Source organism: Pseudomonas sp. H26/SER47-MNA-CIBAN-0231, from assembly GCF_040310465.1.
GTDB classification, from domain to species: Bacteria; Pseudomonadota; Gammaproteobacteria; order Pseudomonadales; family Pseudomonadaceae; genus Aquipseudomonas; species Aquipseudomonas atacamensis.
Genome location: NZ_JBEOPW010000001.1, coordinates 109,742 through 123,864 on the forward strand (window position 1 = coordinate 109,742; position 14,123 = coordinate 123,864).

Genomic DNA, 14,123 nt, shown 5'->3' on the forward strand with positions numbered 1-14,123 from the left:
CCTGCGCAAAAGTCGCTCAGCAAACCCAGGTCGCCGAATTCGGTTGGTCGAGATGGCGCTGCAGATAGTCGGCGAATTCGCCCCGCGGAATGGATCGCGCACCGAGGCTGTGGAGGTGATCGGTCGGCATCTGGCAATCGATCAGCACAAACCCGGCGGCTTTCAAATGCTTCACCAGCGTGGCAAAGCCGTATTTGGACGCGTTGTCGGCACGGCTGAACATCGACTCGCCAAAAAACAGTTGGCCCATCGCCAGGCCGTACAGGCCGCCGACCAGCTGTCCCTCGTCCCAGATCTCAACCGAATGAGCGAAACCGCGCCGATGCAATTCTACGTAAGCATCCTGCATGGCCTCGGTGATCCAGGTGCCGTCGGCGTAGTCACGCGGGGCAGCGCAGGCGTGGATGACGGCGTCGAAATCCTGATCGAAGGTCACTTGATAGCGTTGCTTGCGCAGCAGCTTGCCGAGGCTGCGCGAGACGTGCAGTTCGTCGGGAAACAGCACGGTGCGAGGGTCTGGCGACCACCAGAGAATGGGTTGGCCTTCGGAGAACCAGGGAAAGCAGCCATGGCGATAGGCCTGGATCAGGCGGTCGGCGGACAGATCGCCGCCGGCGGCGAGCAATCCGTTCGGCTCGCGCATGGCTTTTTCCAGTGGCGGAAAGGTCAGGGAATTACGTTGTAACCAAGTCAGCATGGCATCCAGGCTTGCAGAAGGGGAGGGCGGTCAGGGGGCGTGCAGGCCCCGCGAAAGAGTTTGCCGCGAAACGGCGCCGCTGTCCTGCACAGTTGTCTGGTGCAGCGAGCATTGAGCTGCAACTTGATGTGTCGCCCGTGGTCGTAAGCGTCGCCGTGTCGATGCTGTCGAGCATTCCTGTGAGCCCGATCCGGCCAGGTTCGCTACGTTCATCAAATACAGCTCATAAGCCTTTGTCACAAAAGGCAATGCATGCTCCAATTGCAAGGCACTGCGTGTGCGATTGGCTATGCTCAAGGCTGGGGTCTGAAACATGGCATCGGGCGCACAAACCCGTACAATGCCGGGTTGTGACGGGCTTTTCGCTGCGCACAGTGTTTATGGCTGTGTTTATAAAATCAGTGGCACAGTGTTAAAAGTAGTCCCAGTTGAGCTTTTCACCTTTTCTACCTGCCTGGATTGGGCAGTTTTTTATCGTCATTCAATAGATGGACGCGCCTCGGGCGCAGGAAAAGAAGCGTTTTGAAGAAGACCACCGAAGCACCCAAAACAGTCGTTCCGCTCTGGCGCCAGCAACTGCACTACCGGCTCAAGGAAGGTGCATTGATCGCCATCGGCGCCTTGTGCCTGTTCCTGATGATGGCTTTGCTGACTTACGGCAAGGACGACCCGGGCTGGAGCCATAACAGCAAGATCGACGATGTGCAGAACTTCGGCGGCCCGGCCGGCTCGTACAGCGCCGATATCCTGTTCATGGTGCTCGGTTACTTCGCCTATATTTTTCCGTTGCTGCTGGCGGTCAAGGCGTACCAGATCTTCCGTCAACGTCACGAGCCATGGCAGTGGAGCGGCTGGCTGTTTTCCTGGCGCCTGATCGGTCTGGTGTTCCTCGTGCTCTCCGGTGCTGCGCTGGCGCACATTCATTTCCATGCCGCGACCGGTCTGCCGGCCGGCGCTGGCGGTGCCCTGGGCGAAAGCCTTGGCGATCTGGCGAAGAATGCGCTGAACATTCAAGGCAGCACGCTGCTGTTCATCGCGCTGTTCCTGTTCGGCCTGACCGTATTCACCGACCTGTCGTGGTTCAAGGTGATGGACGTCACCGGCAAGATCACCCTCGATCTGTTCGAACTGTTCCAGGGCGCGCTCAACCGCTGGTGGTCGGCGCGCACCGAGCGCAAGCAACTGGTTGCGCAACTGCGTGAGGTCGATGACCGCGTCCACGATGTGGTCGCACCGACTGTCACCGACAAGCGTGAACAGGCCAAGGTCAAGGAACGCCTGATCGAGCGTGAGCAAGCGCTGAGCAAGCACATGTCCGACCGCGAGAAGCAGGTGCCACCGGTGATCGCGCCGGCACCGGCCAAGGCCCCAGAGCCGAGCAAGCGGGTACAGAAAGAGAAGCAGGCGCCGTTGTTCGTCGACAGCGCGGTCGAAGGCACCTTGCCGCCGATCTCCATTCTTGATCCTGCGGAAAAGAAACAGCTCAACTATTCGCCTGAATCCTTGGCAGCGGTCGGCCACTTGCTGGAAATCAAGCTCAAGGAGTTCGGCGTCGAAGTCACTGTTGACTCGATCCACCCGGGCCCGGTGATTACCCGTTACGAAATCCAGCCTGCCGCCGGGGTAAAAGTCAGCCGTATCGCCAACCTGGCGAAAGACCTGGCGCGTTCGCTGGCGGTGACCAGTGTGCGGGTGGTCGAGGTGATTCCGGGCAAGACCACCGTCGGTATCGAGATTCCCAACGAAGACCGCCAGATCGTGCGTTTCTCCGAGGTGCTGTCGACCCCCGAGTACGACAACTTCAAATCCCCGGTCACCCTGGCGCTCGGTCATGACATCGGCGGCAAGCCGGTCATCACCGACCTGGCGAAGATGCCGCACTTGCTGGTGGCCGGTACCACCGGTTCCGGTAAGTCCGTGGGCGTGAACGCGATGATCCTGTCGATCCTGTTCAAGTCCGGCCCGGACGACGCCAAGCTGATCATGATCGACCCGAAAATGCTTGAGCTGTCGATCTACGAAGGCATTCCGCACCTGCTCTGCCCGGTTGTGACCGACATGAAGGACGCCGCCAACGCCTTGCGCTGGAGCGTTGCCGAGATGGAGCGTCGCTACAAGCTGATGGCGAAAATGGGCGTGCGTAACCTCTCCGGCTTCAACGCCAAGGTCAAGGAAGCCCAGGATGCCGGCGAGCCGTTGAGCGATCCGCTGTACAAGCGCGAAAGCATTCACGACGAAGCGCCGCTGCTGCAGAAACTGCCGACCATCGTCGTAGTGGTGGACGAATTCGCCGACATGATGATGATCGTCGGCAAGAAGGTTGAAGAACTGATCGCCCGTATTGCGCAAAAGGCGCGTGCGGCGGGGATTCACTTGATTCTTGCGACCCAGCGCCCGTCGGTGGACGTGATCACCGGTCTGATCAAGGCCAACATCCCGACCCGTATGGCGTTCCAGGTATCGAGCAAGATCGACTCGCGGACCATCATCGACCAGGGTGGCGCCGAGCAACTGCTCGGTCACGGTGACATGCTCTACATGCCGCCGGGCACCAGTCTGCCGATCCGCGTCCACGGCGCATTCGTCTCCGACGATGAGGTTCACCGCGTGGTCGAAGCGTGGAAGCTGCGCGGCGCGCCGGAATACAACGACGATATCCTCAACGGTGTCGAAGAGGCAGGCAGCGGCTTTGAAGGCAGTAGCGGTGGTGGTGACGGTGATGATCCGGAAGCCGACGCGCTGTATGACGAAGCGGTGCAGTTCGTCCTCGAAAGCCGTCGCGCGTCGATTTCCGCTGTGCAGCGCAAGCTGAAGATCGGCTACAACCGCGCCGCGCGGATGATCGAGGCGATGGAGATGGCCGGCGTTGTTACCTCAATGAACACCAACGGTTCGCGTGAAGTCCTGGCCCCGGGCCCGGTACGCGACTGAAACGCAACGACGCGGGTGGCGCAATGACGCACCACCCGCTCTCCCACGATTATTCAAGAGGACTCTCATGCGCCTTATCCGCATGCTGTTGCCAGTACTGGCGCTGACCACACTCACGGCCCACGCCGATGAAAAGGACGTGGCGCGTCTGACCCAATTGCTCGAAACATCGAAAACCCTTTCGGCGAACTTTTCGCAGTTGACCCTCGACGGCAGCGGCACCCAGTTGCAGGAAACCACCGGCAACATGACCCTGCAGCGTCCGGGCCTGTTCTACTGGCACACCAACGCGCCGGCCGAGCAGACCATGGTCTCCGATGGCAAGAAAGTCACCCTGTGGGACCCGGACCTGGAACAGGCGACCATCAAGAAGCTCGACGAGCGTCTGACCCAGACGCCGGCGCTGCTGCTGTCCGGTGATGTCTCGAAGATCAGCCAGAGCTTCGATATCAGCGCGAAAGAGGCGGGCGGCGTGATCGACTTCACTCTCAAGCCGAAAACCAAGGACACCCTGTTCGACAACCTGCGCCTGTCGTTCCGCAACGGCCTGCTCAATGACATGCAACTGATTGACAGCGTCGGCCAGCGCACCAATATCCTGTTTACCATGGTCAAGGCCAACGAAGCGGTGCCTGCGTCCAAGTTCAAATTCGACATTCCCAAGGGTGCCGACGTTATCCAGGAATAAACACCGGCCCTTTGTGTCAGGGCCTTTGTGGTGAGGGCCTGCTATTGAGGGGCTATTGTGGCGAGGGGATTTATCCCCGTCCGGCTGCGCAGCAGTCGTCGCTTTTGGGGGCGCTTCGCAGCCCAACGGAGATAAATCCCCTCACCACAGGTTCTTCAGCAGATTTCATAAAATCAGAGGTTTCAACGCTACGTGATGGATCTGTTTCGCAGTGCACCGATTGCCCAACCCTTGGCCGCCCGTCTGCGTGCGGCCAATCTGGATGAGTACGTCGGTCAGGAACACGTGCTCGCTCGCGGCAAGCCTCTGCGTGAGGCGCTGGAGCAGGGCGCGCTGCATTCGATGATCTTCTGGGGGCCGCCGGGCGTGGGCAAGACCACCCTGGCGCGCTTGCTCGCAGAAGTCTCCGATGCGCACTTCGAAACGGTCTCGGCGGTGCTCGCCGGGGTCAAGGAAATCCGCCAGGCCGTTGAAATCGCCAAGCAGCAGGCCGGCCAGTACGGCAAGCGCACGATCCTGTTTGTCGATGAAGTGCACCGCTTCAACAAGTCGCAGCAGGACGCGTTTCTGCCCTACGTTGAAGACGGCACGCTGATCTTCATCGGCGCCACCACCGAAAACCCTTCGTTCGAACTGAACAACGCTTTGTTATCGCGTGCCCGCGTCTACGTGCTGAAAAGCCTCGACGAAGCGGCGCTGCGCAAACTGGTGCATCGGGCTTTGACCGAAGAGCGCGGGCTGGGCAAGCGCAACCTGACACTGAGCGATGAAGGCTTCCAGATGCTGCTGTCGGCCGCCGATGGCGATGGCCGGCGTCTGCTCAATCTGCTGGAAAACGCCTCCGATCTGGCCGAAGACAACAGCGAAATCGGCACCGAGCTGCTGCAAAGTTTGCTCGGCGATACGCGCCGGCGGTTCGACAAGGGCGGTGAAGCGTTCTACGACCAGATCTCGGCGCTGCACAAATCCGTGCGCGGCTCCAACCCTGACGGCGCGTTGTACTGGTTTGCGCGGATGATCGACGGCGGCTGCGATCCGCTGTACCTGGCGCGGCGCGTGGTGCGCATGGCCAGCGAAGACATCGGCAACGCCGACCCGCGTGCGCTGAGCCTGTGCCTGGCGGCGTGGGAAGTGCAGGAGCGTCTCGGCAGCCCCGAGGGCGAATTGGCAGTCGCCCAGGCCATTACTTATCTGGCCTGCGCACCGAAAAGCAATGCGGTGTACATGGGCTTCAAAACTGCACTGCGCGCTGCGGCTGAGAACGGCTCGCTGGAAGTGCCGCTGCATTTGCGCAATGCCCCGACCAAGCTGATGAAGCAATTGGGTTATGGCGACGAATACCGCTACGCCCACGACGAGCCGGACGCCTATGCCGCCGGTGAAGACTATTTTCCGGAAGAACTCGAGCCGATTCCGTTCTATCAGCCAGTGCCCCGTGGCCTGGAGTTGAAGATCGGCGAAAAGCTCAATCACCTCGCTCAACTCGATCGTCTGAGCCCTCGGCAGCGGAGAAAATAGTGGTTCCATTGATCCTTGCAGTGTCGGTCGGCGGTGTTGCCGGCACCTTGTTGCGCTTCGCCACCGGTAATTGGGTCAGCGCCAATTGGCCGCGGCACTTCTATACCGCGACGCTGGCCGTTAATATCGTGGGCTGCCTGCTGATTGGCGTGTTGTACGGCCTGTTTCTGATACGCCCGGAGGTGCCGATCGAGGTGCGCGCCGGGTTGATGGTCGGCTTCCTCGGGGGGCTGACGACTTTTTCATCCTTTTCACTGGATACGGTGCGCCTGCTGGAAAGCGGGCAAGTGTTGCTGGCCCTGGGCTACGCCGCACTCAGCGTATTCGGCGGGCTGCTCGCGACGTGGGCCGGCCTGTCCCTGACCAAACTTTGATAACGAGAAACCGACATGCTCGATTCCAAACTGTTACGTAGCAACCTTCAGGACGTAGCGGACCGCCTGGCTTCCCGTGGCTTTGCCCTGGACACCGCGCGCATCGAAGCGCTGGAAGAACAGCGCAAGACCGTCCAGACCCGCACCGAAGCACTGCAGGCTGAACGTAACGCGCGTTCCAAATCCATCGGGCAGGCCAAGCAGCGTGGCGAAGACATCGCGCCGCTGATGGCGGACGTCGAGCGCATGGCGGCCGAGCTGAGCGCGGGCAAGGTCGAGCTGGACGCGATCCAGACCGAACTCGATTCGATCCTGCTCGGTATCCCCAACCTGCCGCACGAGTCGGTTCCGGTCGGCAAGGACGAAGACGACAACGTCGAAGTGCGCCGCTGGGGCACCCCGACTCAGTTCGATTTCGAAGTCAAAGACCACGTTGCCCTCGGCGAAAAGTTCGGCTGGCTGGACTTCGAAACCGCCGCCAAGCTGTCCGGCGCGCGGTTCGCCTTGCTGCGTGGCCCGATCGCGCGGCTGCATCGCGCACTGGCGCAGTTCATGATCAATCTGCATGTCACCGAACATGGCTACGAAGAGGCTTACACGCCTTATCTGGTTCAGGCTCCGGCGCTGCAAGGCACCGGCCAGTTGCCGAAGTTCGAAGAGGATCTGTTCAAGATTGCCCGCGAAGGCGAAGCCGATCTGTACCTGATCCCGACCGCCGAAGTGTCGCTGACCAACATCGTTGCCGGCGAAATCGTCGATTCGAAACTGCTGCCGATCAAATTCGTCGCCCATACCCCATGCTTCCGCAGCGAAGCCGGTGCGTCAGGTCGCGACACGCGTGGCATGATCCGCCAGCACCAGTTCGACAAAGTCGAAATGGTCCAGATCGTCGAGCCATCGCAATCGATGGAAGCGCTGGAAGGCCTGACCGCCAACGCCGAAAAGGTTCTGCAACTGCTCGGTCTGCCTTACCGCACCCTGGCGCTGTGCACCGGCGACATGGGCTTCAGCGCGGTCAAGACCTATGACCTGGAAGTGTGGATTCCGAGCCAGGACAAATACCGCGAAATCTCCTCGTGCTCCAACTGCGGCGACTTCCAGGCGCGGCGCATGCAGGCGCGTTTCCGCAACCCGGAAACTGGCAAGCCCGAGCTGGTGCACACCTTGAACGGTTCCGGCCTGGCGGTCGGTCGTACTCTGGTTGCTGTGCTGGAAAACTACCAGCAGGCCGACGGTTCGATCCGCGTACCGGACGTGCTCAAGCCGTACATGGGTGGCCTCGAGGTCATCGGCTAAATGAAATATCTGCCGCTGTTTCACAACCTGCGCGGCAGTCGTGTGTTGGTTGTCGGTGGGGGGGAAATTGCCTTGCGCAAATCCCGCCTGCTGGCCGATGCCGGTGCGCTGCTGCGGGTGGTCGCACCTGAAATCGAAACGCAACTGGCTGAACTGGTCGCTGCCAGCGGCGGTGAATGCCTGTTACGCGGTTACGCCGAAACGGATCTGGACGGTTGCGGGCTGATCATTGCCGCTACCGACGACGAAACGCTCAACGCGCAAGTCTCCACCGACGCCCACCTCCGTTGCGTGCCGGTCAACGTGGTCGATGCGCCGGCCTTGTGCAGCGTGATCTTCCCGGCGATCGTCGATCGCTCGCCGTTGATCATCGCCGTATCCAGCGGCGGTGATGCGCCGGTACTGGCGCGCCTGATCCGGGCAAAAATCGAAACCTGGATTCCTTCCACTTACGGTCAGTTGGCTGGATTGGCTGCGCGTTTTCGCAATCAGGTGAAAAACCTGTTTCCGGATGTGCAGCAGCGTCGCGGCTTTTGGGAAGACGTTTTCCAGGGCCCGATCGCCGATCGTCAACTGGCCGGGCAGGGCGCTGAAGCCGAGCGCCTGTTGCAGGCCAAGGTCGATGGCGAGCCAATGGTCACCACTGGCGAGGTTTATCTGGTCGGTGCCGGCCCGGGTGATCCGGATCTGTTGACCTTCCGCGCGCTGCGTCTGATGCAGCAAGCCGATGTGGTGCTCTATGACCGCCTGGTGGCGCCGGCAATTCTTGAGTTGTGCCGTCGCGATGCCGAGCGGGTGTATGTCGGCAAGCGTCGCTCCGAGCACGCCGTGCCGCAGGATCAGATCAATCAGCAACTGGTCGATCTGGCCAAGGCCGGCAAGCGTGTGGTGCGGTTGAAGGGTGGCGATCCGTTTATCTTCGGCCGCGGTGGCGAAGAGATCGAAGAACTGGCGGCCCACGGTATTCCATTCCAGGTGGTGCCGGGCATCACGGCGGCCAGCGGTTGCGCCGCTTATGCGGGGATTCCGCTGACCCATCGAGATCATGCGCAGTCCGTGCGGTTTGTCACTGGCCACCTGAAGGATGGTTCCACCGATCTGCCATGGGCCGATCTTGTCGCCCCGGCGCAGACGCTGGTGTTTTACATGGGCCTGGTGGGTTTGCCGATCATCTGTGAGCAGTTGATCAAGCATGGTCGCGCGGCGGATACCCCGGCGGCATTGATCCAGCAGGGCACCACGGTCAATCAGCGGGTTTTCACCGGCACGCTGGCGGATCTGCCGCGAATGGTGGCGGAGCATGAAGTGCATGCGCCGACCCTGGTGATCGTTGGCGAAGTGGTGCAGCTGCGCGAGAAACTGGCGTGGTTCGAAGGGGCTCAGGCGCAGGTCTAAACACCGCGTCGTTCCCTTCGCGAGCAGGCTCGCTCCCACAGGGGATTTGTAAATGACACAGATCCAATGTGGGAGCGAGCCTGCTCGCGAACGGTTCTCGAAAACACCGAGCTAATCAACCCCGGCGCCAAACCCCTTTCCCGATCAACCGCTCGCGATCATGCGCCACGCTGAAATCCTGCTGCGGCCCCTTCGGCACCACGCCGGTCGGGTTGATGGTCTTGTGGCTGCCATAGTAGTGATGCTTGATGTGCTGAAAATCCACCGTCTCGGCAATCCCCGGCCACTGATACATCTCGCGCAGCCAGTTCGACAGGTTCGGGTAGTCGGCAATCCGCCGCAGGTTGCACTTGAAGTGTCCGTGGTACACCGCGTCGAAACGAATCATCGTGGTGAACAAACGCACATCGGCCTCGGTCAGGTATTCCCCGCTCAGGTAGCGATTGGCACCCAGCAGTTGCTCCAGATGATCCAGTTCGGCGAATACTTCATCGAATGCCTGTTCGTAGGCCTGCTGCGAAGTGGCGAATCCGGCACGATAGACACCGTTGTTCACCGCCGGGTAGATCCGCTCGTTCAGCGCATCGATCTCGTTGCGTAGCGGCGCCGGGTAGAAGTCCAGATCGTTGCCAGTGATCCCGTCGAAGGCGCTGTTGAACATGCGGATGATTTCCGCCGATTCATTGCTGACGATGCGCTTGAGTTTCTTGTCCCACAACACTGGCACCGTCACCCGCCCGGTGTAATCAGGCGTGTCGGCGGTGTAGCGCTGATGCATGAAATCGAAGCCATCGAGTTTGTCGCCTGTCGAACCGAGCGCCTTGTCGAAGGTCCAGCCGTTCTCCAGCATGAGCCAGCTGACCACCGACACGTCGATCAGACTTTCCAGCCCTTTGAGTTTGCGCAGGATCAGCGTGCGATGCGCCCAAGGGCAGGCGAGGGAAACGTAGAGGTGATAGCGCCCGGCTTCGGCAGTGAAACCGCCTTCACCGCTGGGGCCTGGTTGACCGTCGGCGGTCACCCAGTTGCGGCGTTGCGCTTGTTCGCGCTGGAACGCGCCGTCCTTGCTGCTTTCGTACCACTTGTCCTGCCAGTGGCCGTCGACGAGTAAACCCATGATCAAGACTCCCAAAACCAATATTCGTTGGAGTCGAGTCTATTCCGATGAGTTCGAACAAAAAGCGCAAAGATCGGGCGCTAATGATCGGTTAGATCGATGTGTTGCGCGCCGCCCAATACTGCTCGGCGGTTGCGAAGGCCTGTTCGCGATTCTGACCGAGACCGCGCAGGGCGAGGGCCATGGTCGCAATCAAAGCCATTTGCGGGTAACTGTCGACCAGATCGCCACGCCACACGGCTTTCAAGTGCTCGATGTCCAGCGAGGCGGGTTTGACGTGGCGCTGCGCTGACAGCTGCGGCCATTCTTCATCCCAGCTCTGACCGCCGCTGGTGCCATAAAGGTGGCTGGTGGCGTCGGGGTTGATCTCGATTTCACCGCCATCGCCCTTGACCACGATTGCCGTATCGCCGAGCAAGCCGCTGGCATCGCGATGCACCGCCTGGTAACCCGGGTGAAAAATGCTCTGCAGGCCACAACGTGCGCCGAGCGGATTGAGAATCCGCGCCAGCGAGTGGATCGGCGACCGCAGGCCCAGGGTGTTGCGCAGGTCGATCATCTTTTGCAACTGCGGCGCCCAGTCCACCAGCGGCATAAACGCCAGGCCGCCGTTTTCCAATGCCGTGCCGACCTGCTGCCAATCACGGCACAGGGGAATGTTCAGTTCGCCCAGCAGTTGTTCGCTGTACAGACGCCCGGCCGTGTGTGCGCCGCCGCCATGCATGAAGATCCGCACGCCGTTTTGCGCCAGGCACTTGGCCGCCAGCAGATACCACGGCAGGTGGCGTTTTTTGCCGGCGTAGGTCGGCCAGTCCAGGTCGACATTCAATGCGGGCGCGTGCAAGCGTGCGCGCAGGGCTTCGGTGAAACCGGCCATTTCCTCGGCACTTTCTTCCTTGTGCCGCAGCAACATCAGGAAGGCACCCAGTTGCGTATCTTCGACCTTGTCATCGAGCACCATGCCCATGGCCGCGCGGGCTTCCTCGCGCGTCAGGTCGCGAGCGCCGCGCTTGCCCTTGCCGAGAATGCGCACGAATTGCGCGAACGGATGCTCGGCAGGCGTTTCGAGGGTCAAAGCTGGAAAGTCGTTCATAGGCAATTCGTCGGTTTGGGCAGGCCCGCCAATTTCGCGGCGAGTTTGGCAGGGGTGCCTTTGAACAGTCGGTTCAGGTGCAGGCTGTTGCCTTTGTCCGCGCCGAGTTTCAACGCGGTGTACTTGATCAGCGGCCGCGTGGCCGGCGATAGCTGGAATTCGGCGTAGAAGCTACGCAGAAGCTCAAGGACTTCCCAGTGTTCGGGCGTCAACTCGATGTCTTCAGCGGCGGCGAGGGCGCTGGCGACTTCAGCCGACCAGTCGCTGAGGTCAACGAGAAAGCCGTCCTTGTCCAGTTCGATGGCGCGGGCGCCGACGGTCATTGAATTCATAGCCAGCTGTTGACCTTGGCGTGATGGATCGACAGTTCGACGAAGGCCGGGTAGTCGATGGCCTCGGCCCAGTCTGGAATCTCGATCGCACGCGCCTGTGCGTCCTCAACCAATACAAAAAGTTTGATTGGTCGCTGTTGCAGAGCAGAGAACGGCGCAGTGTTCGGTTGCAGCGCATACACCGCATCGCCGGACAACAACACCGCATCGGCGCTGCCGAGCAGGCGCAGGCAACTGCTCAGACGATCGTCGCCGAACGGGGAATGAGACAACACATGCAAAGTCGACATCAGAGGGTGATCACCTGATCGTAACGGTCAATAAGGGCGGTGATGTGTTCAGCAGCAAGCGGCTGCGCTTCGTCCAGCGACAGGTTGCCAAGACCGCGAGCATTGGCGCTTTCGGCGCAATAGAACAGCTCTTCGATACCAAACATCGGTAGCGCCTGCAGATTGGCGCTGAGGTCTTTCTGCTGCAAGGCCCTGGCGTTCTGCCCAGCGGCCAGTTGCAGCACGCCGTCATCGAGAAACAGCAAACCGATCGGCAGATCAAAGGCGCCCCCGGCGAGCACGATATCCAGCGCTTCCCGCGCACCGGGGCCGGACCACGGCGATTGGCGGCTGATGATCAACAGCGATTTGGCCATGTTCAAGCGCCTCCGAAACAGATGAGCCGATCAGCGTCCTGCACGGCGTCGTGCAACTGACCCAGACCGGACAATTCCCACGGCGCGCTGAGCGAAATCGCTTCACGCTGGTAACGCTTGGCTTCTTCTTCGTTCAATACACCACGGCGCAAAGCGGCGGCGATGCAGACCACGCCGTCAAGTTGCTTGTCGTTGATAAAGGCGCGCCATTGCTTGGGCAAGTCCAGTTCATCCTGCGGCGTCACCACCGCATCGGAGGCGTTGAACACGCCGTCCTGATAGAAGAACAGCCGAACAATCTCATGGCCGCCGGCCAGCGCGGCCTGGGCAAACAGCAAGGCACGGCGCGAGGAGGGCGCATGGGCGGCGGAAAACAGCGCGATGGCGAACTTCATGATGGACTCGATCAGCGAAACTGCGGCCATGATAAAGCTTTATTGCGCGTGCCGCGAAATCTGGTAATACGCGGTTCACTGTGGGAGCGAGCCTGCTCGCGAAAGCGTCGTCTCGTTCGAGATCAGTTTCGGCAGTCACACCGCCTTCGCGAGCAGGCTCGCTCCCACGGGAGATTTGCGGCGGCTGGATTACGGTGTGATGCCGTAAAGATCGCAATACTCGATCCAGTCCATCCCCGCCATTTCTGCCACTTCCCGGTGCACTTCCAGCCGTTGCGCCTGATAGTCCTCCGGCGAAGCAGCGGTCAACTGCAACGTCAGCTCCCAGGCGAACAACCTCTGTCTCTCCGCTTCTTCCTCAAACGCCTCATGCAAGCGTTCTTCGCGATACTGCGCCTGGGTTTCGCCCTTGGCCTGAGCCAGCAGCGGGTTGAGATGGTCGAGGGTTTCACGTAGTTCGGGTCGCGCATCGAGAAACAGTTTCAGGGCGTGTTCATGTCGTTGGTCGCTAGGCGCCATGTAATGTCCTTGTGTGGCTGAAGATCTCAGAGTGCCGCAGCTGCTCACGCGTGTCGCGCATAAAAACAGTAAAGCAGAACGATTTGCCGCGTCGCAGTGCTACAGTCCGCTTTTTTCTCGATGAGCAAATGCAATGCGAATGCTGATGGTAGTGCTGGCGGCGGCCCTGTTGGCCGGGTGCGCCGGTTCGGTGATGAACGATGCTCGCAGCAAGAGCCCGGACAAGGTCCTGACCTCGGACAAGCCGGAGAAAGACGTCGCCCGGTGCGTGCAATTCGCCTGGCAGGACGAAGCGGTGTTTGGCGTCGACGCGGCGGCCTATCTGGAACCGCGCGAGTCCGGCGGCACTACGGTTTATACGCGTTCGGCAGAGTCGTTTGTCGATGTGATTACCGAAGCCTCGGGTACGACTTTGAATTACTACGCACAGAAGAGTGATTTTGTCGCGATGCGGCGGATGGCGGCGATGGCGACCTGCCTGTGATTATGGGGTGAAGCGGTTGACGCTTTCGCGAGCAGACTCGCTCCCACAGGTTGAATGCTTTCCAGTGTGGGAGCGAGCCTGCTCGCGAATACGGCATGACTCAATCGATCAGGCGCTTCTGAAAGTAGTGCCGCTTGTGCCCCGGTGGGTAGTCAACGATTTCCCCAAACTGGCTGAAACCGAGCTTCCTGTAGAACTCCGGCGCCTGAAAATCGAAGGTGTCGAGCCAGAGGCCGTAGCAATTTTTTTCCCTGGCCAAGGCTTCCGCCTGAGCCATCAATTTCGAGCCGATACCCTGTCCGCGACCTTGTTCCGGCACTGACAGCAGTTCGATGAACATCCAGCGAAAAATCATTCGCCCATACAGGCCGCCCAATATCGCGCCATTTTCGTCTTTGACCATCAAGGCGAACGGCTCGGATTTCGAACCGCCGGTTTGAGCATCGTTGTACTCGATCAGCGGCTGCAGAATGGCCTGACGCTGTTCCTCGGTAGGACTGTCCGTCAACTCGATACGCAAATTCATGCATGACTTCCTTGTGTAATTGAACGCCCAGCCTAACCCGTCCGGGCAAACGCCTCCAAGCCCTTCGATCGAACAAGCGGAACCGTCAAACCAGCGTTGCGGTCTAGGCTTT

The 14,123-nt window shown here is 60.4% G+C and carries 16 protein-coding genes; 7 read left to right on the plus strand and 9 right to left on the minus strand.

Going from position 1 to position 14,123, the window contains the following annotated elements; all coding sequences use genetic code 11:
* Positions 1-16: 16 nt before the first annotated feature.
* A complete protein-coding gene (gene aat, locus AAEZ10_RS00465) occupies positions 17-697 on the minus strand; it encodes a leucyl/phenylalanyl-tRNA--protein transferase (protein WP_350566918.1) in 681 nt (226 codons plus the stop codon).
* Between the two features lie 522 nt (positions 698-1,219).
* On the opposite strand from aat, the gene ftsK reads away from it, so the two are divergent.
* The 6 genes from ftsK (at position 1,220) to cysG (ending at position 8,899) form a co-directional block, all read left to right on the plus strand.
* Positions 1,220-3,628 carry a DNA translocase FtsK gene (ftsK, locus tag AAEZ10_RS00470; RefSeq protein WP_041477069.1) on the plus strand — a complete coding sequence of 803 codons (2,409 nt, stop codon included), beginning with the start codon at positions 1,220-1,222 and terminating at the stop codon, positions 3,626-3,628.
* 67 nt (positions 3,629-3,695) lie between these two features.
* Complete coding sequence (gene lolA, locus AAEZ10_RS00475; RefSeq protein ID WP_110645498.1) at positions 3,696-4,316, plus strand: outer membrane lipoprotein periplasmic chaperone LolA; 621 nt, start codon at positions 3,696-3,698, stop codon at positions 4,314-4,316.
* Between the two features lie 195 nt (positions 4,317-4,511).
* A complete protein-coding gene (locus tag AAEZ10_RS00480) occupies positions 4,512-5,834 on the plus strand; it encodes a replication-associated recombination protein A (RefSeq protein WP_042609225.1) in 1,323 nt (440 codons plus the stop codon).
* Positions 5,834-6,208: a fluoride efflux transporter CrcB gene (gene crcB / locus AAEZ10_RS00485; RefSeq protein WP_016775261.1), complete on the plus strand. Its 375-nt coding sequence runs from the start codon at positions 5,834-5,836 to the stop codon at positions 6,206-6,208. The genes AAEZ10_RS00480 and crcB overlap by 1 nt, the downstream gene beginning before the upstream one ends.
* Positions 6,209-6,223: 15 nt before the next feature.
* Positions 6,224-7,504 (plus strand): serine--tRNA ligase, encoded by a 1,281-nt coding sequence (gene serS / locus AAEZ10_RS00490; protein ID WP_073471295.1) that lies wholly within the window; start codon positions 6,224-6,226, stop codon positions 7,502-7,504.
* Positions 7,505-8,899: a siroheme synthase CysG gene (cysG, locus tag AAEZ10_RS00495; RefSeq protein WP_110645499.1), complete on the plus strand. Its 1,395-nt coding sequence runs from the start codon at positions 7,505-7,507 to the stop codon at positions 8,897-8,899.
* A gap of 115 nt (positions 8,900-9,014) precedes the next feature.
* On the opposite strand, the gene AAEZ10_RS00500 is transcribed toward cysG, so the two are convergent.
* From AAEZ10_RS00500 to AAEZ10_RS00530, 7 genes are all read right to left on the minus strand, one after another.
* The gene (locus tag AAEZ10_RS00500) at positions 9,015-10,016 is read right to left on the minus strand and encodes a glutathione S-transferase family protein (RefSeq protein WP_076563517.1); all 1,002 of its coding nucleotides are present in this window, start codon (positions 10,014-10,016) and stop codon (positions 9,015-9,017) included.
* 91 nt (positions 10,017-10,107) lie between these two features.
* Positions 10,108-11,109 carry a glycosyl transferase family protein gene (locus tag AAEZ10_RS00505; protein WP_110645500.1) on the minus strand — a complete coding sequence of 334 codons (1,002 nt, stop codon included), beginning with the start codon at positions 11,107-11,109 and terminating at the stop codon, positions 10,108-10,110.
* Positions 11,106-11,441: a TusE/DsrC/DsvC family sulfur relay protein gene (locus AAEZ10_RS00510; protein ID WP_016770652.1), complete on the minus strand. Its 336-nt coding sequence runs from the start codon at positions 11,439-11,441 to the stop codon at positions 11,106-11,108. Before AAEZ10_RS00510 ends, AAEZ10_RS00505 begins: the two co-directional genes overlap by 4 nt.
* On the minus strand, positions 11,438-11,731 hold the full coding sequence (gene tusB, locus AAEZ10_RS00515; protein WP_110645501.1) for a sulfurtransferase complex subunit TusB: 294 nt from the start codon (positions 11,729-11,731) through the stop codon (positions 11,438-11,440). Before tusB ends, AAEZ10_RS00510 begins: the two co-directional genes overlap by 4 nt.
* On the minus strand, positions 11,731-12,087 hold the full coding sequence (gene tusC, locus AAEZ10_RS00520) for a sulfurtransferase complex subunit TusC (RefSeq protein WP_110645502.1): 357 nt from the start codon (positions 12,085-12,087) through the stop codon (positions 11,731-11,733). Before tusC ends, tusB begins: the two co-directional genes overlap by 1 nt.
* 2 nt (positions 12,088-12,089) lie before the next feature.
* Entirely contained in the window at positions 12,090-12,482 is a 393-nt protein-coding gene (tusD, locus tag AAEZ10_RS00525; protein WP_110645664.1) for a sulfurtransferase complex subunit TusD, read from the minus strand.
* A 189-nt stretch (positions 12,483-12,671) separates the two neighbouring features.
* Complete coding sequence (locus tag AAEZ10_RS00530) at positions 12,672-13,001, minus strand: DUF6388 family protein (protein ID WP_350566927.1); 330 nt, start codon at positions 12,999-13,001, stop codon at positions 12,672-12,674.
* Between the two features lie 133 nt (positions 13,002-13,134).
* Here AAEZ10_RS00530 and AAEZ10_RS00535 point away from each other — a divergent pair, with 133 nt between their 5' ends.
* A complete protein-coding gene (locus AAEZ10_RS00535) occupies positions 13,135-13,485 on the plus strand; it encodes a hypothetical protein (RefSeq protein ID WP_024013401.1) in 351 nt (116 codons plus the stop codon).
* A gap of 100 nt (positions 13,486-13,585) precedes the next feature.
* On the opposite strand, the gene AAEZ10_RS00540 is transcribed toward AAEZ10_RS00535, so the two are convergent.
* Positions 13,586-14,011 (minus strand): GNAT family N-acetyltransferase, encoded by a 426-nt coding sequence (locus AAEZ10_RS00540; RefSeq protein WP_073471289.1) that lies wholly within the window; start codon positions 14,009-14,011, stop codon positions 13,586-13,588.
* Positions 14,012-14,123: the final 112 nt, after the last annotated feature.